At 36.9% G+C, this 21,807-nt stretch carries 16 protein-coding genes; 7 read left to right on the forward strand and 9 right to left on the reverse strand.

Going from position 1 to position 21,807, the window contains the following annotated elements; genetic code table 11:
- Positions 1 to 42: 42 nt before the first annotated feature.
- The 4 genes from GGQ92_RS11895 to GGQ92_RS11910 form a co-directional block, all read right to left on the reverse strand.
- Entirely contained in the window at positions 43 to 2,286 is a 2,244-nt protein-coding gene (locus GGQ92_RS11895) for a helix-turn-helix transcriptional regulator (protein ID WP_184249067.1), read from the reverse strand.
- 307 nt (positions 2,287 to 2,593) lie between these two features.
- Positions 2,594 to 5,668, reverse strand: coding sequence for an efflux RND transporter permease subunit (locus GGQ92_RS11900; RefSeq protein WP_184249070.1), 3,075 nt, complete (start codon positions 5,666 to 5,668; stop codon positions 2,594 to 2,596).
- 2 nt (positions 5,669 to 5,670) lie between these two features.
- Positions 5,671 to 6,534, reverse strand: a complete 864-nt coding sequence (locus tag GGQ92_RS11905; RefSeq protein ID WP_184249073.1) for an efflux RND transporter periplasmic adaptor subunit — start codon at positions 6,532 to 6,534, stop codon at positions 5,671 to 5,673.
- Between the two features lie 3 nt (positions 6,535 to 6,537).
- A complete protein-coding gene (locus tag GGQ92_RS11910; protein WP_184249076.1) occupies positions 6,538 to 7,404 on the reverse strand; it encodes a TetR/AcrR family transcriptional regulator in 867 nt (288 codons plus the stop codon).
- 172 nt (positions 7,405 to 7,576) lie between these two features.
- Here GGQ92_RS11910 and GGQ92_RS11915 point away from each other — a divergent pair, with 172 nt between their 5' ends.
- Complete coding sequence (locus GGQ92_RS11915) at positions 7,577 to 7,912, forward strand: hypothetical protein (RefSeq protein ID WP_184249079.1); 336 nt, start codon at positions 7,577 to 7,579, stop codon at positions 7,910 to 7,912.
- Between the two features lie 80 nt (positions 7,913 to 7,992).
- On the opposite strand, the gene GGQ92_RS11920 is transcribed toward GGQ92_RS11915, so the two are convergent.
- Complete coding sequence (locus GGQ92_RS11920) at positions 7,993 to 8,328, reverse strand: hypothetical protein (protein WP_184249082.1); 336 nt, start codon at positions 8,326 to 8,328, stop codon at positions 7,993 to 7,995.
- A gap of 601 nt (positions 8,329 to 8,929) precedes the next feature.
- Between GGQ92_RS11920 and GGQ92_RS11925 the strand changes: the two genes are divergently transcribed.
- Positions 8,930 to 10,090, forward strand: a complete 1,161-nt coding sequence (locus tag GGQ92_RS11925; protein WP_184249085.1) for an SEC-C metal-binding domain-containing protein — start codon at positions 8,930 to 8,932, stop codon at positions 10,088 to 10,090.
- A 154-nt stretch (positions 10,091 to 10,244) separates the two neighbouring features.
- Here GGQ92_RS11925 and GGQ92_RS11930 read toward each other — a convergent pair whose 3' ends face one another.
- Both GGQ92_RS11930 and GGQ92_RS11935 read right to left on the reverse strand, forming a co-directional pair.
- Entirely contained in the window at positions 10,245 to 10,778 is a 534-nt protein-coding gene (locus GGQ92_RS11930; protein ID WP_184249087.1) for a hypothetical protein, read from the reverse strand.
- Between the two features lie 220 nt (positions 10,779 to 10,998).
- Positions 10,999 to 12,921, reverse strand: a complete 1,923-nt coding sequence (locus tag GGQ92_RS11935) for a right-handed parallel beta-helix repeat-containing protein (protein ID WP_184249090.1) — start codon at positions 12,919 to 12,921, stop codon at positions 10,999 to 11,001.
- Positions 12,922 to 13,043: 122 nt separating this feature from the next.
- Between GGQ92_RS11935 and GGQ92_RS11940 the strand changes: the two genes are divergently transcribed.
- From GGQ92_RS11940 to cydS, 4 genes are all read left to right on the forward strand, one after another.
- On the forward strand, positions 13,044 to 13,799 hold the full coding sequence (locus GGQ92_RS11940) for a helix-turn-helix transcriptional regulator (RefSeq protein WP_184249093.1): 756 nt from the start codon (positions 13,044 to 13,046) through the stop codon (positions 13,797 to 13,799).
- Positions 13,800 to 14,095: 296 nt separating this feature from the next.
- Positions 14,096 to 15,436, forward strand: coding sequence for a cytochrome ubiquinol oxidase subunit I (locus tag GGQ92_RS11945; protein WP_184249205.1), 1,341 nt, complete (start codon positions 14,096 to 14,098; stop codon positions 15,434 to 15,436).
- Positions 15,433 to 16,464 (forward strand): cytochrome d ubiquinol oxidase subunit II, encoded by a 1,032-nt coding sequence (locus tag GGQ92_RS11950; RefSeq protein ID WP_184249096.1) that lies wholly within the window; start codon positions 15,433 to 15,435, stop codon positions 16,462 to 16,464. The genes GGQ92_RS11945 and GGQ92_RS11950 overlap by 4 nt, the downstream gene beginning before the upstream one ends.
- On the forward strand, positions 16,464 to 16,559 hold the full coding sequence (gene cydS / locus GGQ92_RS16710; RefSeq protein WP_425486408.1) for a cytochrome bd oxidase small subunit CydS family protein: 96 nt from the start codon (positions 16,464 to 16,466) through the stop codon (positions 16,557 to 16,559). Before GGQ92_RS11950 ends, cydS begins: the two co-directional genes overlap by 1 nt.
- A 411-nt stretch (positions 16,560 to 16,970) precedes the next feature.
- Here cydS and cydC read toward each other — a convergent pair whose 3' ends face one another.
- Together cydC and cydD are read right to left on the reverse strand one after the other, a co-directional pair.
- Positions 16,971 to 18,698 carry a thiol reductant ABC exporter subunit CydC gene (gene cydC / locus GGQ92_RS11955; RefSeq protein WP_184249099.1) on the reverse strand — a complete coding sequence of 576 codons (1,728 nt, stop codon included), beginning with the start codon at positions 18,696 to 18,698 and terminating at the stop codon, positions 16,971 to 16,973.
- Complete coding sequence (cydD, locus tag GGQ92_RS11960) at positions 18,695 to 20,431, reverse strand: thiol reductant ABC exporter subunit CydD (protein WP_184249101.1); 1,737 nt, start codon at positions 20,429 to 20,431, stop codon at positions 18,695 to 18,697. The genes cydC and cydD overlap by 4 nt, the downstream gene beginning before the upstream one ends.
- A gap of 288 nt (positions 20,432 to 20,719) precedes the next feature.
- Here cydD and GGQ92_RS11965 point away from each other — a divergent pair, with 288 nt between their 5' ends.
- Positions 20,720 to 21,703: a nucleoside hydrolase gene (locus GGQ92_RS11965; protein ID WP_184249104.1), complete on the forward strand. Its 984-nt coding sequence runs from the start codon at positions 20,720 to 20,722 to the stop codon at positions 21,701 to 21,703.
- Positions 21,704 to 21,807: the final 104 nt, after the last annotated feature.

Consider the following 21,807-nt stretch of genomic DNA (forward strand, 5'->3'; position numbering starts at 1 on the left):
ACTTACCAGACTAGAGGAGAAGGCAAGCGCAAGATTTAGCATTTATTCATATGTTTTTTCTAAGTCAATCATTGTAATTCCAAACATGGGTACTTGAAACTCTAATGTATATGTTCTCTTCATTTCCAACGTTTCCACTGTTCGAACCGGTCGATTGATTCCATTCCAGTATTCAATATCATCAGAGGACAATTTTTTACACTTTCTAAAATAAGCAAGCTCTGCTTTTTTATCTATATGTTCTGGGGATAATTGCTGTTTGACAAATCGATAGGTTCCAAAAAGATCCTTACATTGTAATTCTATTTGTATGAACGAGTTGTGTAACTTTTTCTTATTATGCTTATATTGATTGGACTTCACTAATAATTGACGAAGTTCTTCCTCTGGATAAACTGCTAAAATCCGATAGTTTTCCTGGTACCTAGTTACAATACAGTTTTCATTTTTAAATACGATATCTTCGTATAAGTTATTTAAAAAAGCAAGTGCATAATAATATTCCTTAATCCGCCCATCTTTCGTTAGAATTGAGAATCTTTCTGCCAGTTCCGATGGGAAATATTCAAATAAATTAGCTCCATCTAATGATAGAGGAGATAATCGGTTAGGCGCTGTCTCTATATCATTAAGCGCATTCCACAAAAGTCCGTTTGCATGCTTCAAGTTAGCGTAGTGCGCTTGATGTGTGTCATTCTCTATCGTTATCGTTCGTTCCAAGGCGTGGTTTAATTGATCATGGTGCATGTCCTGACTAATTTCCTTTACATAATGGGAGTCATTTAAGTATTCATACACTTGTTCTAACTCCATTTTTGTTACCTTGGTGAAATCATCAATACAGTACACTCCTCTATCTGAATCACTAGTACTTAGATTCTCTTCTGGTACAACAGGTAAGTGAATAAATAAGAAATTATAGCCTTGAAAGATAGAAATAGCATTTACTAATGGTCGTATGACTTCCATATAATTGTTAGTTTCATGAAAACAGCGAAATTCAATATACCAATCTTGTGTATTAGCAAAATTCTGTTGTATATGATAATGAAGTTGTCTTAATAGTTTTAGAAACATGCCGTCATTGCCCGCACCGTTTTTTTTCCATTCAAAATAATCGATGGATTGAAACTGAATGTATGGCTTCATACCGGCATCTATTATTTGACGGAGTAAAACATCTAATGATTGAAAATTGTATATAAATTCACCGTTCTCCACGACATAATCTATCTTCTTTACGATATTCGTTACAGAAACTAATTGGACACGCAGTTTTTGATTTATTTCTTTTAATCGATTGATTGGCGGTATTGTTGTACATTTTAAAAAACGATTTAATGGGTGGAATTTTCCGATTGTATCATAAGGATTAATAGGTACAGTTGTTTTAGTTCCATGTAGTGATGGGTTGGAAAATTCATGTAATGGTACAAAGCTATCTAGTAAGTCTAAAACTTCGTCACTTTGAATGGGTATTTCCGTTATCTTTTTGTTTTTTTCATGACGTTCTCTTAATTCCTGAGGAGTTACTTGATATTTATCCTTCACTGCTTCAATGAAGGAACGTAGATTAGGAAATCCATTCGCTAATGCAATATCGATGACTTTCCTATCTGTTTCTTCCAACATTTTAACCCCATGTAATAACCTTACTTCTTTTATATAATTGCCAATTGTAGTTCCTAATTGTTTTTTAAAGAGACGTGCTAAATAATATTTGCTACTATAAAACTTCTCTGCAAGATGGTCTAGCGTTAGCTTCTCATCATAATGTTGGTCGATATAAGAAACTACATTTTTTATTTTTTCAGAATAGGATGGATCATGTTCTAATTCTCTTTTTTCAGTTTCCAGGTAACGATACAAAAGTCCAATGAGACGGGTAGATTGTCCTTCTATAATATATGCTGATCCTTTATCTTTTCTAAGCTGTTCATAATATATATTCGCAAGACATTGCTTCATATAATTGTAGGCTTCACTCTTATATACTTCTGAAATTGGTAAGCTCAATTTAAAGTTTGGAAAAGGACGTTCATATCTTGATACTCCAATTTTTACACTAAGAGTATGATTGTCTTTACTTTCATTCACACTTACTAAGTCACCACGATTGAATATGTAAATATCGCCTGTACGTAGGGATAACATCGAGCCGTTTCGATTCATTTCTACATAGCCTGATAATACAAACCAAATAGTTAAATCTGACATCATTGTTACTTCACTTTTATATTTTTTTTCGAGTTTTGTTTTTACTTTATAGTTTCCTATTTCATTCATTGATATCATCCTTATTCTACTATTACTTCCTATTTTAACACATGTAATTAAATGTAGTTTTGCAATTTCAGGGAAGGTTATTTGGTTTATGGAGAGTCATTAGTTAGTAGGAATTAAATATTGAATGGAGTTATCTGATGTTCGGAGAGTGGAATCTAATGTTCGGCTGAGTTATCTGATATTCGACAAGGAGAATCAAATGTTGAAAGAAGATATCTAATATTAGGAGCATGAAATCTAATGTTGAGCAGAGTTATCGAATATTCGACGATAAAAAAATCCCGAGACTCAGCTCGGGATTTTGTCATTATGCTTCTTTTTCTTTTTTACGTGTGAATAGTCGTTTAATTCGTTCTGATAATCCATCAAATAACGTGTAGACTACCGGGATAAGTAATAAGGTGAATAAGCTGGAAACACCTAGTCCGAATATGACAGTGATTGCCATCGGTTGTTGCATCTCTGCACCTTCACCAATTCCTAAACCTAACGGAACCATAGCTAGTATAGTCGTTAGTGTTGTCATCAGAATTGGACGGAGTCGAGATTTTCCTGCTTCTACGATCGCTTCTAATCTCACCATACCACGTCGTCTAAGAATATTGATGTAATCGACCAGTATAATCGCATTATTCACCACAATACCGGCCAGCATGATGATACCGATAAATGCTGTGATGGACAATGGCTGTCCTGTAACAAACAGTCCTACGATAACCCCAATTACAGTAGTAGGTAGTGAGAACATAATGATGAATGGGTGTAGGAAGTTCTCAAATTGTACAGCCATGACTGCATACACCAAGAAGATGGAAAGAATTAGAGCTAAGCTTAAATCGAAAAATGCTGTTTCCATTTCTTCTGTTTGCCCACCAAAAGAAAATTCATAATCCTCTGGGAAGCTCATGTCTGCTAATACGTTCTCTACATCTGTCGCCACATTTCCTAATGGACGGTCAATAATTTGAGCGGACACATTCACTTGTCGTTGCTGATTCTGACGTGTAATCGTTGCTGCGCTCTGAACCTGTTCAAAATCGGCAACGGTTAATAATGGAATTTGTGTTCCTTGTTGATTTTGAATCAGAACATTTTCTAAATCGTTAATCGTGCTTCGTTCTTCTTCTGGATAAACAAGCTTCACATTAATTTCATCACCGCTCTCACGATACTGCATAATCGTTTGACCGGTAAACGTCATTTGTACTTGCTGCATGATTTCTTGATACGTAAGCCCATATTGCGCTGCTAATTCACGATTTACCTTAATATTCATTTCTGGTTGTGTATCCGATAACGATGAAGTTGGATTATGAATACCATCCACTGTTGCAATCGCATTAATGACCTCATCCGATAATTGTTCTAATACTTCTGATTCTGGCCCGGATATTTGAATTTGAATAGGATCTCCTAAGCTCATCGCACCAGAGCTAAGTGACTGTACCGTAATTTCAGCACCAGCAATGGACGAAAATTCCTCATCAAGCTGGGATACAACTTGATCGGTCGTCAAATCTCTTTCTGAAGCAGGGACTAATTCGATTTGGTAACTAGCCGCTGCACCACCAGTCATCACGGCATCTTGGGAGTTCCCAGAACTCACCGTAACGTAGTTAACATCGATAATATCATTATATTTTTCTAAATGTTCGTTTACATCCATCGCATATTGATGGTTCTTTTCACTTGTCGTTCCTGTTGGTGTTTCCACCGTAATTGTTAACTGACCTTGGTCCCCTTCAGGTATAAAGGCCGTTCCAATAAATGGTGTAAGACCAATACTTCCTATTATTAATACAATCGTTAATGTGATGGTAGTTTTTCTGAAATGTAACGCTTTTCTTAGGATTTTGCCATACCCATTTGTAACCTTTTTCAGCACTCGATTAAACCAGTACGGCTTCTCTTTTTCTTTTGTTAATAACTTAGATGAAAGCATTGGCACTAATGTTACCGCAACAACTAAAGAAGCAAGTAACGAGAAGGCAATTGTAAGTGCTAATGGTGTAAATAATTCAGAAGCTATTCCATCAACGAAAACAATTGGTAAAAATACTACGAGTGTTGTTGTAGTTGACGCAATAACTGCTGGAGCTAGTTCTGATGCTCCTTTTTTGGCTGCTTCAATTAAAGATGCACCCTTCTGTCTATAGGAAACAATGTTTTCGAGTATAACAATCGAACTGTCCACCATCATCCCTATCCCAAGTGCTAATCCACCCATAGTTAGAATGTTTAATGTTTCTCCAGTGAAATATAGGAGGATAAAGGTAGAAACAATCGCGATTGGTATTGATACTCCAATTACAATCGTTGCACGTACGCTTCGTAAAAACAGAAGCAGAATAAGCAATGCAAACAGACCACCGTAAATCATATTATCCATTACGGAATTGATTGATTCCTTAATATAATCAGATGTATCTACTACTACTTCTAGCTGTATGTCTTCAGGTAGATCTTTATTTAAAGTTTCTATAGAAGATAGGATATTATCCGATACTTCGACTGTATTACCATCTGATTGCTTCATAACACTAAACACAAGAGCTGTATTTCCATTTACTAACGAATTACCGCTGTCTTGAGTAATATCATTCAATGTTGCAACGTCTGCTACCGTTAATTGAGCTCCTTGTGGTGAAAAGATAATAGATTGTTCGATATCTTCTACAGATGTGTAATCTCCTGCAATTCTTACTTGAAGATTCTGATCTCCTTTTTGAACGGAACCAGCCGAGGCAGACTGATTAGCACCTGCTAAAGATTGCTGAATGAGCTGAGGTGTAATGCCGTATTGATTCATCTTGGCTCGATCTAACTCTAGCTCGATAATACGTTCTTGACCACCTTCGATTGAAACAGATGCTACTCCACTTTGTCTCTCAAAGTATGGTTGAATTGTATCTTCTGCAATCGATTGTAATCTTGCTTTATCATCTGTTCCTGTTAAACCTACCCACATAATTGGCATCTGGTTCGGGTTAAATCTAAGAACACTTGGATCATTTGCACCTTCTGGAAGGAACGTTTTGACCCCATCTACACTTTCTCTAACTTCTAGTAATGCATTATCTAAATTGGTCCCATTCTCGAACATAATGATAACGAGTGAAGAACCAGACTGTGACTGAGATTGAATCGTATTGACACCTTGAATTGTACTTAATGAACCTTCCATAGGCTCGGTTACTAATTTTTCAACTTCTTGAGGTGACGCATCAGGATAACTTGTAGCGACAACTGCGATAGGTAAATCGATCTCTGGAAATAGGTCTATCGCCAAGTTTCGGAGCGATATAACTCCTAGCGCAATAATGGCAAGGACAATCATGATAACGCCAACCGGCCGTTTTACCGCTGTTTCTATTAGCTTCATGATTATTCCTCCCCTACTGTTTTAATCTTCGTGCCATCATTCAAGGTAAACTGACCTGATGTAATGACAGGATCTCCTTCGTTAAGTTCCCCAGTTATTGCTGTCAATTCTGATTGTGTTGCTTGTACCGTAACAGGTACCTTTTTCGCTGTATTTTCTGAAACGGTATACACAAAGGTTTCGTTATTTTCTTCCACTAACGCTGCTGTTGGGATAAGTAGTGAATCTTCAACAACGGTTTCTTCCATTGTTACGGTAGCTACTACCCCTGCGCGATAATGTGTTGTTTCATTATCAAAAGACAATTCGACAGGGAATAGCCCCGCTTCATTCGCTGTTTTGGAGACATGTTCAATTGTTGCTTTATATGTCTCTTCAGCTGCACTCTCTAGCTTTAATGTTACTTCTTTGTCTTCTTCAAAAAGATCAAGTTGTACGTCTGGAACCTGCAGTTGTACCGTTAACGTGTTTAAATCAACGATAACTGCCATCGGCTCCTGATTGCTCACTAGTGATTCTTCACTCGCATTTAATTCAATAATATAACCAGAAGCTGGTGCTTCCACTTTTATATTGCCTTGTACGCTTTTAATCGTAGCAATATCATCGTCTTTTTCTACTTCTTCTCCATTCTCGACATTTAGCTCATCAACCTCACCGGCTACTTGCGGAATGACAGGTGTTGTTTCGTTTGGTGTTGTTCTACCGTAAAATGTACGTTGCATATCGAGATTACCTTTTGTTACTTCTTCAACTTCTACTGGTACTTCTCTTTCCTCTTGTTCGCTTGTATCTTCTGTATCATTCTCTGTACAAGCGACAAGTGTAAGCATCACAATGGCTAGTAAAAAGATTAACTTTTTCATTTTTCAGTTTGTCCCCTTTCTTTTCTCTAAACAAATATCTCTTAGTTTCTTGCTATCCTCTTTCAATTCTTCATGCTGTTCTAGATGTTCTAACATTGTAGATATAATAATTGGACGTGGTGTTTCTTGTATCCACTCTTCTTTTAACACTTCTAAAGCTTGTAAGGCGTCTTTTTGAAGAGAGGGGTGTTCATTTATTTTCTTTTTTATTTCCTCGAACAACAGCTCTACTTGTAGTTGTCGTTGCTCAATATCGGCACCAAACACTTGATCAACGGTAAAGTTTGGTTTTGTTCTTTCCTTTGTAACATGTCTCACGATTAAATCTAATTTTGTAACGATGGATTCTGCAATATCTCTTGATTGATAAGAAAGCTTATGTAGAAAAATCCATTTTAAGTAACTGCCAATCAATCCATCTAGCTCAATCGCTATATCAACAGCATATTCCTTCACATTTTCCCCATACATATTCAGTAGATGCTGCTCCGTCCATTCGAATGATTTTTGTTGTAAATCATCAAAATATTCATTTTTGTTAAAACCTAATTGAAGATTGTCATGGAAAAGCATCACGATAAACTCGTAATGGTCTTTAAATAGATCAAAGAAGGAAGTAATTTGCTCTGTTAGCTGTTCTGTAGCTGGTTTTTCAGGGTCTGTTGCTTTGATTAGCTTATCCAATATATGCTCCGCATAGTAACGGAAGATTTCTTCTAACAACTCATTTTTTGAGGCGAAGTGTAAGTAGAATGCTCCCTTGGAGATATTGGATTGTTCTGCGATTTCTTGAATAGAGGTGGCATGGAATCCTTTTTCTGAGAATAACTTCAAGCTAGTTTCGATTAGTTTTACCTTTTTTTCATCCATTCATATACCTCATTTACACTATGTTTTTCTTGAATGACCAGTCAGTCACTTTATGAATGTACCATTTTTATGGCTCTAGTTCAACCGTTTTATAAAAATTTTACACTTAGTAGGATAATTATTTGTTGTTAAGGAAAAACTAGTGAGGAAAATACAGAAGGAGGCATTCTATATGTTCAAATTGAAATGGAAAATTCTTGGCGCATTTTTAGTATCTTTTGCGCTATTAACTGGTTGTGCCAACAATGAAGAGGATCAGCAAGAAGAGGATACACCTCAAGAACAAAATGATCAGCAAGAAAGCCCAGATGATGGGGATGTAGCACCTGGTGAGGAGCCAGCAGGTGAGGAAATTGGTGAAGAAATGGAAGAAGGCGTAGACAACGTTGAAGAAGGCGTCGATGAAGGTATGGATAACGTCGAAGAAGGCGTGGATGAAACAGAAGACGCTCTAGACAACGATGGAGCCAACACTGACGACCAGAATACTGAAGAAGATGAACAATAATATTTAAGAAAATAAAGTGGCTTTTGTTAACGGAAGTTCGGTTAGCAAGAGCCATTTTTATTAGACGTAATTAAGCCTCATTATTGAATTTTTAGAGCTGTTTGTTGATTATTGGATGAGGTTTCTTTCTTTTTACTTATCGCTTCTAAATAAAACATCAAAACTAAGCCACTAAGCATACCGATAGTCATTTTAGCTATAAACAATATAGTAACAACCACTACTAATATTCCTAGACTACCTACAATTAGCATTTTATTGCTGTAACCTTTTCTAAAAACTAATTCCCCGTACACAAAAGTTACTATTAAACCAAGTGCTAATTTAATATCAAACATACTGGGATCCCGATAAACAAATAACGCTAATAACAAGGACACAAGAATACCGAGTATATAATGTATTATGCTTTTCATCGTAACACCACCAAAGGAAGGATCAATGTTTGGTTTATTGTACCATTCTCTACTTAACCTGTGAACCCATTATTGGAATTCTTTAACTATTTGTCTTACGTGCTATATCCGGAGTGGAGTTGGTCTATTGCGTGTCGTGGGGTTCTATCAAGAGTGGATTTGGCCTATCGCGAGTCGTGAGCTTTCTATCAAGAGTGGATTGGGTCTATCGCGAGTCGTGGGGGTTCTATCTCGAGTCGATCGTGCTCTATCTCGAGTCCGGGGGGTTCTATCAAGAGTGAAGTCGGTCTATCGAGAGTCATGGGTGCTCTATCCAGAGTGGATTGGGTCTATCGAGAGTCGTGAGGGTTCTATCAAGAGTGGATTTGCTCTATCACGAGTCGTGTCCTCCTATCTACCGTCGGGGGTGCTCTATGGACTGTCGTTCTGTTCTATCTACCGTCGGGGGTGCTCTATGGACTGTCGTTCTGTTCTATCTACCGTCGGGGGTGCTCTATGGACTGTCGTTTTGCTCTATCTACCGTCGTGGATAATAAACGAACGAATGTATATACATCGATAGGAGGTTTCTAGTAAAATAGAATCAGAAAGGGTGGTTCTATTGGGTCTCATCGGACGTAATGAAACGTGCTATTGTGGTTCAGGGAAAAAATATAAAAAATGTTGCTTGAAATATGATGAAAAACAACTGAATAAAGGAATTATACCTAAGCCAGCTAATGAAGCTTTCGATATTGCTAGAACATCGCATAACATTCAGGCTGGTATAAGAGAACTAGCTTTAGCACAATTGGAGCAGATCATAATCTGGCTCTCCAAAAAACATGTTCAACCACATCTTATTCAAGTGAATTCCAAGGATTTATATGAGTTATCTCAAACAGACGATATGGTGGAGCATTATTTACATATCAATAGAGAAGTACTACTTGCTCAAGGAAGTCCAAACATGCATTTGGAACTTCAATTAATAAGAGAAAGAGCAGAAACTTTTCCATCTCTAACAAAAAATGAGCGTACCCTTATACGAACAATAGCAGAGGCGAATATTGGTGAGTTTCTATTATTAGGAGATGCACATACGGCGGATTATAGTGCAATGAAGATATTAACTGAATTTTGTTATGAGGCGATCAAGGAAGGAATACCAGATAGAGAAAACCTGATTAGCGCAATTCTGTATGTTGATTCCGATGGAGAAAATAATGAGAAGCTTGTTAATTGGGAATTAGGTTATGTGGACGATGATGAACCTGTCGATACAATTTGGATAGAGTGGGAGGCACTTGACGAACTAAATGATGAATATCGAAAATACGCTCACTCTTTACATGGTTTGGAGGAAGACTCAAAGGATGAATTGGCTACAGCGATGTATTTAGAAAAAACATTGCCTTACAAATCTAAAAATCATATCTCCTATCGTGGCTTAATTATGACCTATACGAGTATTTTGGAAAGGGAACTTAAGAAGCTCATTGAATCAAAGGAAGGGTCTATCCCTGAAGACTGGATGATGAAAAAAATAAATGACTATATATTGAAACATCCTCTAACTTACTTAGAAAATGTAAATAACTTGTATGAACAGCTCGAAAATATTCGCCGGATTCGCAATAAAGCCGCTCACGGTGAGAAGATTGATTACGAAGACTTTGAGATTGTTAAAGACTTGCTCATTGACCAACAGCTGATGGAGTTTATATCATGGGCAAAAGTGGAGCTTGAGGATTTAGAAGTAGACTCCAAATTAACTGATTGAAGAGCAAAGACCTTGGAATTTGAAATGATTCCAAGGTCTTTTTTATGTTAATTAACCAAAAATATTCATCAAGTTTATGACTACTATTATTTGTGCGATTGGTTAAAAAAATACATTAAAAAGATGGCGGAGAAAGCGTATATGCTACATTATATTATTCGAAAGAAATGGAGACTGGATAGTCCAATGAAAAGTCAAAGTCATCCCAGTCAAATACATTTAGAGTGAGCTCTAAGTCTTGTTCTAGAGCAGGGAAATCATGTCCCTCAAACTCCATGAAGGATAATTTAGCATCTGCTATTTTACCTGGTGCTACTTCTTGGCTCATACTTAAAATAGTTTCATCTACCATTTTACCGTCAGCTGATACTGAATCTGCTTGAACCTCAAGCGTTCTATCCGTCTTGTTTTCTACTTCAAATACAACCTCAATAGAATTTCCGAAAATGTCATCTTCTATCTTTTCAATACGAAGTAAGGTAATGCTAACATTTTCATCATCTGCAATTGATTGGTTAATGTCTTGTGTCTCTGTGCCAGAATCTTCTTCCACTTCATTTGTTTCTTCAGTAGTAGTTTCTTCTTGGTCATTATTAACAACTTCACCTTCAACACTTTCTGATTCTGAACAAGCTACTAATGTTACTGCGAATACAATTGTTATAAATAAAAATAATATCTTTTTCATTATAAATTTCCCCCTATGTTTTTGTTTCTTTTTTTCTTTCTCCTATTTCGCACAAATCTAATAAGGGAAAGCTACATAAAATAGCCTTCCCCAGAATTATTATAGTATTATTTTACTACTATTTAAAACTTAATTGCTTATAACTTTTTAACTACTTACAAAAGGTAAAAATGCTGCAATAATTATTATCGCAGCATTTTTGCTCTATGAGGTAAGTTACTTAACCCCAAATTTTTATCATGTTCTTGCCTGCTTTTAAGTTTGCAATTGGGCCTAGGACACTTTTACCTTCTTTTTGAGTTCCTAATAGATCTGTATTTAGAATAACGTCACTTCCATCAGGATTTTCAAATTCTGCATCTGACAGTCGTGTTCTTTCTAATGTATCTGTCTCATGAATATCGCCTAAGAAGCTCTCGAAATTCTCTGGAAGCTCGATAGAAAGATAAACTTCTTTTCCTTTATCAATTATCTCGACTTCAGGATTGAATTGCTTATCCTCTAATTTCACTTCTTCCCTTTCAAAGGCTTCAGCGCCATGGAAATAAGCGTTTTGGTTAATATAAACCGGCTGCTCAACTTTGTTAAAGACTTCATGGTCTCCCTCTTCTTCATGGACCTTTTCGATATATTCATCAAGGGAAGTTGTATACCCATTGAATTGAGCTGTACCTACTCTGTCGATGCCTTCTTTCCCAACAAATATATTGTTAAAGAAACGATCATCTCCACCATAAACAGGTGCAAATCCTGCTATTTCCGTACTATGTGGTACATGGTATGGTGTTGAGCGATCCAACATCTTAAAGTGAGCCATTTTACCAGCAATTAAGTTATTAATATATGCTCCACCTTGCGCGTGATTATCTAACGCATAGTCTGCTGTGAAAATGTTATGGTCGAAAATAAATGGTCCGCTTGTTACTTCTACAAATAAATCTCGACTGTTGCGATAGTAAATATTTTTACTTACTCTTGTTCCTTGGATTTGCCAATCTAGCCACGTACCTAAGGAACAATCATGAATTCGGTTATTATGGATTTGTACATCAATCGCTGCATGTAATTTAATACCGGCGATTTCATGTCCGTAAAATTCACGTTTAATACCAATGTTGTAAATATGGTTATTATAAATTTCACTGAATATACAACCTAAATGACCAACGATTGCGTTTTGACCACAATCATAAATAACGTTGTTGCGAATAATATGAGACCCAACTCTTTCTTTCGTCCATCCCGCATGCTGTGCAGCAAAGACAGTTTCAATCTGATAGTGGTAGCCAGGCTTATCTTTTCTGACCGTACGGAAATTTTGTCCTGTCGAAGCTTCTTTTCCGATACTAATTGCACTACATTTCGAATCGTGAATAATATTATCTTCAATAATCCAGCCTTTACTCCAATGTGGACCAATTAATCCTGGTTGGTCTGCAGTTGGTGGTGTCCAAGGTGTTGCAGCTTGGGCCATTTCAAAGCCTCTTACTGTAATGTAGTCGAGACCTGTTTCTTCCGGATAAAAGCATGCTTTCCGAACATTAATTTCAACTAATTCTTCGTTAGGATTAGAGTCGTGAAAATTAGCATAAATGGTTGTATTCTTTTCGTCCACTTCTGCATACCAGAGATATTTTGTTTGCTCTGGATTGACAACAGATACAGTTGTTCTTGTCCAATGATCGTATGTTTCTGTTTTTACTTCAGGATTCTTTAGTTGTTCTAGTTCCTCTGCTTCATAAAAAGACATGCCATTTAGATAAACATCACCAAGATGTCTGCCTGGGTTATAAACGACCCAATCGCCGAAAAGCTCCTCTTTATATGGATTATAGTCTCCGAAAAATTCATTTGGTAATACGACTTTCCAAATGGAGCCTTCTACTAATTCCCAATCTTTTATTTGCTCAGAACCTTTAATAACAACTTTTTCACCTTCTGCAGCTTGGTACGTAATCCTTCTGCGATCACTTAGTCCGCCGTGCTTTGGTTTCACCCATTCACGATATTCTCCTTCATGGACAATAATCGTATCTCCTGCAACTGCCACTGAAGCCGCTCTATTAATCGTTAAAAATGGATCTTGCTTTGTTCCTTGTCCGTTATCTGAACCATTTTTCGCTACATGATATTCTAGTCCCATTATACTTCCTCCTTTACAATTTCCAACTATCTTCATTATAGTTAAGAGAAAGAACTATTACTATTCAAATAATCGTATATGATTGGACAATATTCGTGTTTTAATAAGGAGGATTTGCAGCGATGGCGTTTTTTGAACATCATGGAATAGACGATAAAGAAGTGTTTCACGTATCTCATCTACAAAATTTTGACTTTCCCCTCCACTTTCATCATGCGTATGAATTAATTATTGTCAATGAAGGCCAGCTAACCGTTACAATTGACCAACGAAAGTATACAATGAATCAAAATGACGTTGCTTTTGTGTTTAATAATCAAATGCATGGATTTCAGACGGTGAAGCAATCGGATATATCGATTGTTATTTTCTCTCCAGAGATTATTGGTCACTTTTTCATGAACTATAAAGGAGTAATTCCAGAAAATAATGTGATGCATATTGACCATCTCCCAAATTTGTCTGAGCTCGATTCGATTTATCAACAGAAGGGATTTCTCTATCAACTTTGTGGACAATTAGTAAATCAGACGGAATTCATTCCTGTTGAATATTCAACTAAAACGAAAGTGTTACATAAAATCCTTTTCTATGTGGGTAAACATTTCAGTACGGATTGCACGCTAAAAAAAATTGCGAAAGAACTCCAATACGACTACGCCTATATTTCCAAGTTATTTGTGCAAATGATGAACATGACGTTCACTGAATATCTGAACCATTACCGAATATCCCAGGCGTGTTATTTATTGAGAAACAGTCCACAATCGATTACGGAAATTGCCTTTAATTGCGGCTATGATAATTTAAGGACATTTAATCGAAACTTTAAAAAGGTAACCAATCAATCGCCGACTACCTATCGTGAATTGTCGTGAAAAATTTTTGCTTGAATTAACACTTCCAATAAATTTTCTTTTTGAGTACCTGGTTATCGTGGATAGATACCGGGTACTTTTATGTATAAGGCATTTATCGCTTTGTTACACTTTTTTTGGATTAAAATTCAAACTTTTTATGAATTGTTACATTGTTCACAATAACTTCATAGAGTTTTACCAATATTGACATGTCTTTTTTTCATAATTCGTTCTAAAATTGATAATAACTAACACTATATGTGTGGACACCAAGATAATTCACCATGATTGGTGTTAAGGAGGTTTTATAGATGATGTTATTTGATGATCCGGTATTTGCTAGTAGATTTTTAACATTACTCACTCTTTCGTTCCATATCATCTATGCAACCATTGGAGTAGGGGTTCCCCTCTTCATTATGATTGCTCAATGGATTGGGATTAAGAAAAATGATGATCATTATATATTAATGGCTAGAAGATGGGCGAGAGGTTTCGTTGTTACCGTTGCAGTTGGTGTCGTAACTGGTACAATTATTGGCCTTCAATTGTCCTTATTATGGCCACGTTTTATGGAATTAGCTGGGCAAATTATTGCACTTCCTTTATTTATGGAAGTATTTGCGTTTTTCTTTGAAGCAATATTTTTAGGGATTTATTTATATACTTGGGATAGATTTGAGGATCAACGTAAACACCTCTTACTCTTAATCCCAGTAGCAATCGGAGCACTTATGTCCGCGTTCTTTATTACAATTGTGAACTCGTTTATGAACGCTCCACAAGGATTTGACCTTATTAATGGTGAGCTTGTGAACGCAAATCCAATTATGGCGATGTTTAACGCAGCAATGCCAACGAAAGTTGCCCATGTGGCGGTTACCGCTTATATGACGGTTGCTTTCCTACTTGCAGCGATTGCGGCGTTCCAATTAATCAGAGGCTCCAACCATGCCTATCATAAAAAGGCGCTGAACTTAACAATGAAGGTTGGATTAATCTTTGCAATTGCAGCAGCTGTTATTGGTGACTTCTCAGGTAAATATTTAGCTGAGTACCAGCCTGAAAAATTAGCTGCAGCAGAGTGGCACTTTGAAACAGAAGAAGGAGCACCTTTAGTTCTCTATGGATACTTGGATGATGACAATGAAATCAAAGCTGCTATTCGTATTCCATTTGCACTAAGTGTACTAGCATTTGGTGATCCATTTGCAGAAGTAATTGGATTAGAGGAATTTCTACCAGAGGAATCTCCACCTCTTATCATTCATTACTACTTTGACACGATGATTACTATTGGAATGTTTATGATATTCCTTTCATTGTTGTATTGGATAGGTAAGACAAGAAACTGGGCGTTTATCCAGTCTACTTGGTATCGTTGGCTCATCGTTCTAGGAGCACCACTATCCTTCTTAGCAATACAAGCTGGTTGGTGGATGGCAGAGGTTGGACGACAACCTTGGATTCTCCGTGGAATAATGACGGTAGAAGAAGCTGCTACAACAAGTGATTATGTTGGTTTAATGTCGATATTCTTCCTACTGCTATATATCATTTTAGGAGTTGGTACAGTCGTTGTTCTTCGTAAAATCTTTAAAAATAACCCGGTTGAGAATGAATTGGCTTCAACTCAAGGCGGTGATAGCAAATGACACTTGAAATTGTAGGTATGACGGTTCTATGGACATTTTTATTTGGATATATCATTGTCGGTGCGATTGATTTCGGTGCTGGGTTCTTTAATGCTTTTAGTATCATTACAAAGAAACAGCATATCTTGTCGAATGTTATTCAGCGTTACCTGTCACCTGTCTGGGAAGTCACCAACGTATTCTTTGTGTTTTTCTTCGTAGGTATTGTTGGTTTCTTTCCGCAAACTGCATACTATTTCGGTACTATTTTTCTTATACCGGGTAGTATTGCATTGATTCTTTTAGCAATTCGAGGCTCTTATTATGCGTTTGAAACGTATGGTAATAGAGGGCACAAAGGGTACGCATTTATGTACGGATTATCGGGGCTTCTTATTCCAGCTTCTCTCTCCATCGTTTTGACAATTGCACAAGGTGGATTTGTTTCGATGGAGAATGGTAATCCTACTCTCGATTACTATGCTTTATTTACGAGTCCATTATCTTGGTCCATTGTTGTACTGAGTATCATTGCCGTGCTTTACATTTCTGCGGTGTTTTTAACTTGGTATGCGAATAAAACTGGTGATGAAAAAGCTACCGGTCTAATGAGGAAATATGCGTTAATATGGGCGCTGCCGTTAATTATCGCAGCTAGTGGGATTATTTATGAACTAAGATTCCATAACCCAGCGTTTTATAATCAAATTCTAGATTTATGGTGGATGTTCGGCTTGTCATTCCTACTGTGGATAGCAACCGTATTGCTTATCTGGAAGCGAAAAAAATATGGTCTTGCGGTATGGCTATTGATTATACAGTTTGCGCTTGCGTTTTATGGATATGGAATTTCTCATTTCCCATATCTCCTATATCCTGAATTGACTGTATACGAAGGATTTACGAATCAGGCGATGGCCATCTCATTGATCGTGACATTTGTTCTTGGTTTTGCATTACTAATTCCTTCACTCTATCTTTTATTTAGACTGTTCTTATTCGATAAGAGATATGTGCAGGGAAAGAAGCCAAAGGAGGGAGATAATTAATGAATGATTTCCTCATGTTTGTTGCTCCCTTTCTCGTTCTCTTTGGTGCATTAGGATTAGCTTTTTGGATCGCCTTTAGGAACAAAGAAGATTAAAACAAAGACACTGAATCGGTTTATATCGATTCAGTGTCTTTTTAAGTTATATGCATTTCTTGTTTCGTTTTTATGGATGAACATGGGATTGTGGGTGCCGAATATCAGATTCCTACCTCTGAAAATGGGATTGTTACATTTAACATTAGATTCTTACATTTGAAAATTTGATTGTTACATCTAACATTAGATTCTTATACTTGAACATGGGATTCTCACATGTATTGTAAAATGTTCATACCATTTGTTTCGCTAACTGAGCTCTCCCGTGATACTCGTGGCACAGGAAATTATACTAAATCGACTTATCCAATTTTAACGATGTGTTATCCCATTTTAGATTGACTTATCTGATTTTAGCACCGAGTTATCCCACTTTAACACTAACTTATCCGATTTTAGCGGACTCTTTCATGCGTTTAGAAAAACACTTTGTTCAATTTGCTTCATTTTATAAAAGTATCCTTCTTTTTTCATGAGTTCGTCATACGTTCCTACTTCTACAATTTTTCCTGCTTCCATTACAATAATTTGATCCATCTTCTCTAACCCTGTTAATCGATGACTGATGAGTAGCACTGTATCTTCTCTTGCTACGTCTAATACATAATCCAATATATCCTTTTCCGTTAAAGCATCCATGGAAGATGTCGGCTCATCTAAAAACCAAATAGGTGATTTCTTTAGTAATGCTCTTGCAATTGCCAAACGCTGTCTCTCCCCACCTGAGAGGTTTTCTCCTTTTTCTAAAACAGCATCATCTAGTGAAAAATGAGCTAACTTAACCTTTTCTAGAACCCGCTCCATCTCTTTATCCGTCACATCTTCTTTAGCGATCATGAGGTTATCGCGAATCGTACCATAGAAAAAGTGATTGTGCTGTAACACAACATTCGTATGATCCCAAATACTTTCCTGTGAAAGGTGTTCGATCGATTGATGATTCAGCTGAATATCACCTTGCTGGAATCCATATAGCTTTAAAATTAATTGCATGATGGTCGATTTACCTGAACCACTTGGTCCAACGATAGTTGTTTTTGATTTTGCTGGTAACGTAAAGGAAAGATTTGATAATGTATCTCTGGCTTCATTCGGAAAACGAAACGAAACATTTTCTACTGTAATATCCGGTGCAGTCGTAACCGATAGGCTTTCTTCTCCTTCACGTAATCTTTCCTGCTCCGAATCCGTTTGAACAACGTGGTGAAGTCTAACTGATGCTTGCCTGCTATCCTCCAAATGACTTGGAAATACCGACATAGCTGCTGTATTTTCAAAAGCAGTTAAAGATACCATTACTAACATCGCAAGAAAGATACCATCTAACTGTCCAACCGAAACGAAATAGGCTCCTACACCTAAAACAGCAAATGAAACAAATAAAGATAAGAATGTGTTCGTTGCCTCGGTAGACAAGTTATGAACACTTTCACGTTCTTGCTCTTGCAAATAAATATCCGCTGCACCTCGTAATGTATCTTCTTTGTCATCAAGCTTTTGATAGACCTTTAAGTCACGAAAGCCATATAGAAACTCCGATAATTCTGTCGATAGTTCACCACGACTTTTACGAACTCGTCTATCAACTTTACGCTGTGTCCAAGCAACAATTGCCGGAAAGATAAAGGTTGTAATTAGAAAACCAACTAGCAAAATCAATGCGATTCCTATCGAGAAAAACATCGTAAAGAATACCGTACATAGAAAAACTAACAGAAGGACGATAGGTGGATAAAACACTCTTAAAAAGAAATTTTGTAACGTTTCCACATCGCCTACTATCCTTGAAAGCAAATCTCCACTTCTAAATTTTTGGAACAGTGAAGGAGCTAATGGCTCTATTTTTTTATAAAGAGTAACTCGTAAATTACTTAACATCGTAAAGGTTCCTCGGTGGGAAAAATACCTCTCCCCAAACCTTGTTAAAGCCGAAGTGATACCTAATAATTTCACCGATGCAACAAGAATCATTAATGTATAGATTGGAGGCGCGAACGCAGATTTTGAAATTAAGTATCCACTTAAAGCGAATAATCCAATCGCTGTGATACCGGAAAGAAATCCAAAAAGAACGGATAAAAAGATGTCTCTTTTTTCAACAAACATCCATTTCACGATTGAAGTCAATTCTCTCATGCTTCATCCCTCCCCTGCTGTACAGAAACCATGTCGCGGTATATGGTTGATGTTTTTAAAAGCTCCTCATGCGTTCCAGTTGCTATAATTTTACCTTCATCCATCAGAAGAATTCTATCCGCATTTTTTATCGTGTGAAGACGATGTGCAACCGTGATGACTGTGGATTTCTGAGCTAGTTCCTCCATAGAAGACTGCAATATTCGCTCCGTTGCTAAATCTAAGCCAGTTGTTGGTTCATCGAATAAAATGATGGATGGTTGCTTTAAGAAGGCTCTCGCAAGCGCAACTCGCTGTTTTTCGCCACCAGATAACCCTCTTCCGCCTTCACCAACGTGTGTATCATATCCATCAGGGAGTGATTGAATCAGCTCTGCGATGCCTGCTTTTTCCCCTGCTTTGCTAATCTCATCTCTTGTCGCACCTTCATTTCCTCCGATTACAATGTTGTCTGCTATCGTGCCGGAAAATAGGTACGGATTTTGGGAGATGTAGCTGATTCGTTGAAACCAATCTTTCTCATCATAAGTGCTTCTTAGTTGATTGTTCCAGCGTAATTCCCCTTTTGATAGAGGGAGTAATCCTGCTATAACGTGTAACAGGGTTGATTTCCCAGACCCTGTTCTTCCGATAACTGCAATTTGCTCTAACGGCTGAATTGAAAAATTCAGTTCTTTTAATGAAAAACTGCCTGCTTCTTCTCCATAGCTAAACTCTCCATTTCTGATTTCAATTGTAGGAGGTGCTAAGCTTTCCAATTTAGATTCGCCCCATTCCATTTCTTGCATAGGCGCCGTTAATTCCTTCTCTAGGATTTTTGCTGCTCCCATACTTCCTCTTCCGGTATGGAAGGCACTACCTAAGTCTTTCAATTTCGTGAAAAATTCGGGTGCCAATACGAGCATAAGGAAACCTGTATAGAAAGAAAGGTCTTGAAAAACAATCATTCGTAAAGCTATTTCTAGAGCGATTAATCCAATGCTGAGCATCGTAATAAACTCTAATGCTAACGAATTTTGAAAGGCGATCTTTAATACATTCATTGTCGCTTCTCTAAATCCTAAACTACTTTTCTCGATTTCATCTTGCTGTTTTTTCGATTGACGATAGAGTTTAATCGTTGTGAGTCCTTGTAATGTATCTAAAAACTTACCAGAAAAACCTGCCATCTTATCTAACTGTTCTTCCGACTTATCTTTTGTTTTAAAACCAATAACCATCATAAATACAGGGATAAAAGGTGCAGTAATTAAAATAATAAATCCTGTTGCAAGATGCTCTGTGAAAATTACAACTAGAATCATAATTGGTATAATGCTCGCTTGGAACAACTGAGGAATGTAACTACTATAGTAACTGTCCACTTCATCCACTGCGTCCATCATAACACTAACTTTTTGACCTGATTGACCTTGGATAGATGATTGAATCGGATTTCTAGAAAATCGGTGAAGCAGCTGATTTCGGAGAGTACGTTTTACGGTAGAGGCCATTTGAATACCTGTTCTTCCACTTAAATAACTAAATAAAGTTCTAGCAAGAAGAACCAACAATAATCCAATTAAGAACGGGATTACTTCAGAAAATGGTGTAGCTTTAACAAATATATGATCAATGATTGTGACGAGTAAATAACTTTGTCCAATAATTGAAGCGCCTACTAATATCGCAAAAATTGCTAGGAAGACTAATCTGCTTTTCTGATTTTTTGCCATGTCTTTGAGCACAATCATAATTTTCCTCCTAATACTATTACTGTGGGTGTCTTGATTATATCGAACGTGTATCAATACTGTAAAACAGGAAGCAATGAGTTACGACAATTGTCATAATTGAGGATTTAAATAGAACGACCAGTACTCTCATTAGCATTTAACAATCCGGATAAAATAAACCATTTTCGTTGTCGATTATTGGTCCTTATTTATGCAAATATCTCTATTTTGGAAACCAATGGTAACAGGACAACTGTGTAGGTTAATACTCTATATAAACAACAAAATATGGAAGGGATGAGGAAGTTGTCCATTAAAGTGCTGCTTTTTGGGGATATTGGAATTGATGATATTATGGCACTTATTTATGCATATTTAACGGACGAAATCGAAGTGGTTGGTATTGTTACCGAATATGGGAATATATCAAGAGATAATGCACTACGAACGGTACAATATTTGGGCGAAGAAGTGCTAGTGACAGATGAACCTGAGCAAGCGGTAACTATTGCTGGCGCTGAAAAATCAATGACTGCTGTGGAAGTTGATGTAGTCCCTGAGATACACGGTGAATTTGGATTAGGTCCTATAATTCCTCCCGCTAATCAAGATGAGGTTACATTGGAAAACTTTTTTACTATTGTTGATATCATAGAGGAGTATGGAGAGGATCTGCATATCGTGAACGTCGGTAGACTAACATCTCTAGCAACCATGTATTTACTTTATCCGAGGACAATGGAACAAATAAAACATATTTATGTGATGGGAGGAGCGTTTTGGATTCCGGGAAATGTTACAGCAGTTTCCGAAGCTAATTTTCATGGGGACCCAGTTGCAGCGCAAATTGTCTTAACCTATGCGGAAAAAGTCACCATCATCCCATTGAATGTTACGCAACATGCGATTGTTACGCCAAATATGGTTGATTATATTGATCAAGTTGGTTCCATCGATATTATAAAGCCAATGATGGACTATTATTATAACTTTTATAAACAACGAGATCCAAGTCTACAAGGAAGCCCCTTGCATGATGTACTAACCATGATGGCTGTACCCATGAACGAAATGTTTACTTTTGAAGAATATCCTGTTCAAATTGTTCAAGCTACAAGAGGGACAGAACGTGGACAAAGCATTGCAGACATTCGAACTTTGGGACATCTCGAACCAGGGGAGGCTATGGATATTAAACGGCATCGTATTGCGTTTGACTTCAATTACAGAGATTTTTTCATGAAATTTATGACCGTTATGTCTGGAGAACGGTTTGATTTAAAAAATTGAATAGATAACTTAATTACATGAACGCCCTCGTGTGGGCTTTTGAATGAGTACTAAAAAAATAAAACCCTCGAAAGTGAATTTTATCACTCTACAGAGGGTTTTAG

The organism is Gracilibacillus halotolerans, assembly GCF_014206945.1.
Taxonomy (GTDB): Bacteria; Bacillota; Bacilli; order Bacillales; family Amphibacillaceae; genus Gracilibacillus; species Gracilibacillus halotolerans.

Bases quoted from the DNA above. Each gene is read 5' to 3' on its own strand.
- cydC (WP_184249099.1), bottom strand. From the start codon at position 18,698: ATGAGAGAATTGACTTCAATCGTGAAATGGATGTTTGTTGAAAAAAGA.
- cydS (WP_425486408.1), top strand. From the start codon at position 16,464: ATGAATGATTTCCTCATGTTTGTTGCTCCCTTTCTCGTTCTCTTTGGT.
- GGQ92_RS11920 (WP_184249082.1), bottom strand. From the start codon at position 8,328: ATGAAAAGCATAATACATTATATACTCGGTATTCTTGTGTCCTTGTTA.
- GGQ92_RS11905 (WP_184249073.1), bottom strand. From the start codon at position 6,534: ATGAAAAAGTTAATCTTTTTACTAGCCATTGTGATGCTTACACTTGTC.
- GGQ92_RS11950 (WP_184249096.1), top strand. From the start codon at position 15,433: ATGACACTTGAAATTGTAGGTATGACGGTTCTATGGACATTTTTATTT.
- GGQ92_RS11900 (WP_184249070.1), bottom strand. From the start codon at position 5,668: ATGAAGCTAATAGAAACAGCGGTAAAACGGCCGGTTGGCGTTATCATG.
- GGQ92_RS11930 (WP_184249087.1), bottom strand. From the start codon at position 10,778: ATGAAAAAGATATTATTTTTATTTATAACAATTGTATTCGCAGTAACA.
- cydD (WP_184249101.1), bottom strand. From the start codon at position 20,431: ATGATTGTGCTCAAAGACATGGCAAAAAATCAGAAAAGCAGATTAGTC.
- GGQ92_RS11945 (WP_184249205.1), top strand. From the start codon at position 14,096: ATGTTATTTGATGATCCGGTATTTGCTAGTAGATTTTTAACATTACTC.
- GGQ92_RS11915 (WP_184249079.1), top strand. From the start codon at position 7,577: ATGTTCAAATTGAAATGGAAAATTCTTGGCGCATTTTTAGTATCTTTT.
- GGQ92_RS11940 (WP_184249093.1), top strand. From the start codon at position 13,044: ATGGCGTTTTTTGAACATCATGGAATAGACGATAAAGAAGTGTTTCAC.
- GGQ92_RS11935 (WP_184249090.1), bottom strand. From the start codon at position 12,921: ATGGGACTAGAATATCATGTAGCGAAAAATGGTTCAGATAACGGACAA.
- GGQ92_RS11910 (WP_184249076.1), bottom strand. From the start codon at position 7,404: ATGGATGAAAAAAAGGTAAAACTAATCGAAACTAGCTTGAAGTTATTC.
- GGQ92_RS11895 (WP_184249067.1), bottom strand. From the start codon at position 2,286: ATGAATGAAATAGGAAACTATAAAGTAAAAACAAAACTCGAAAAAAAA.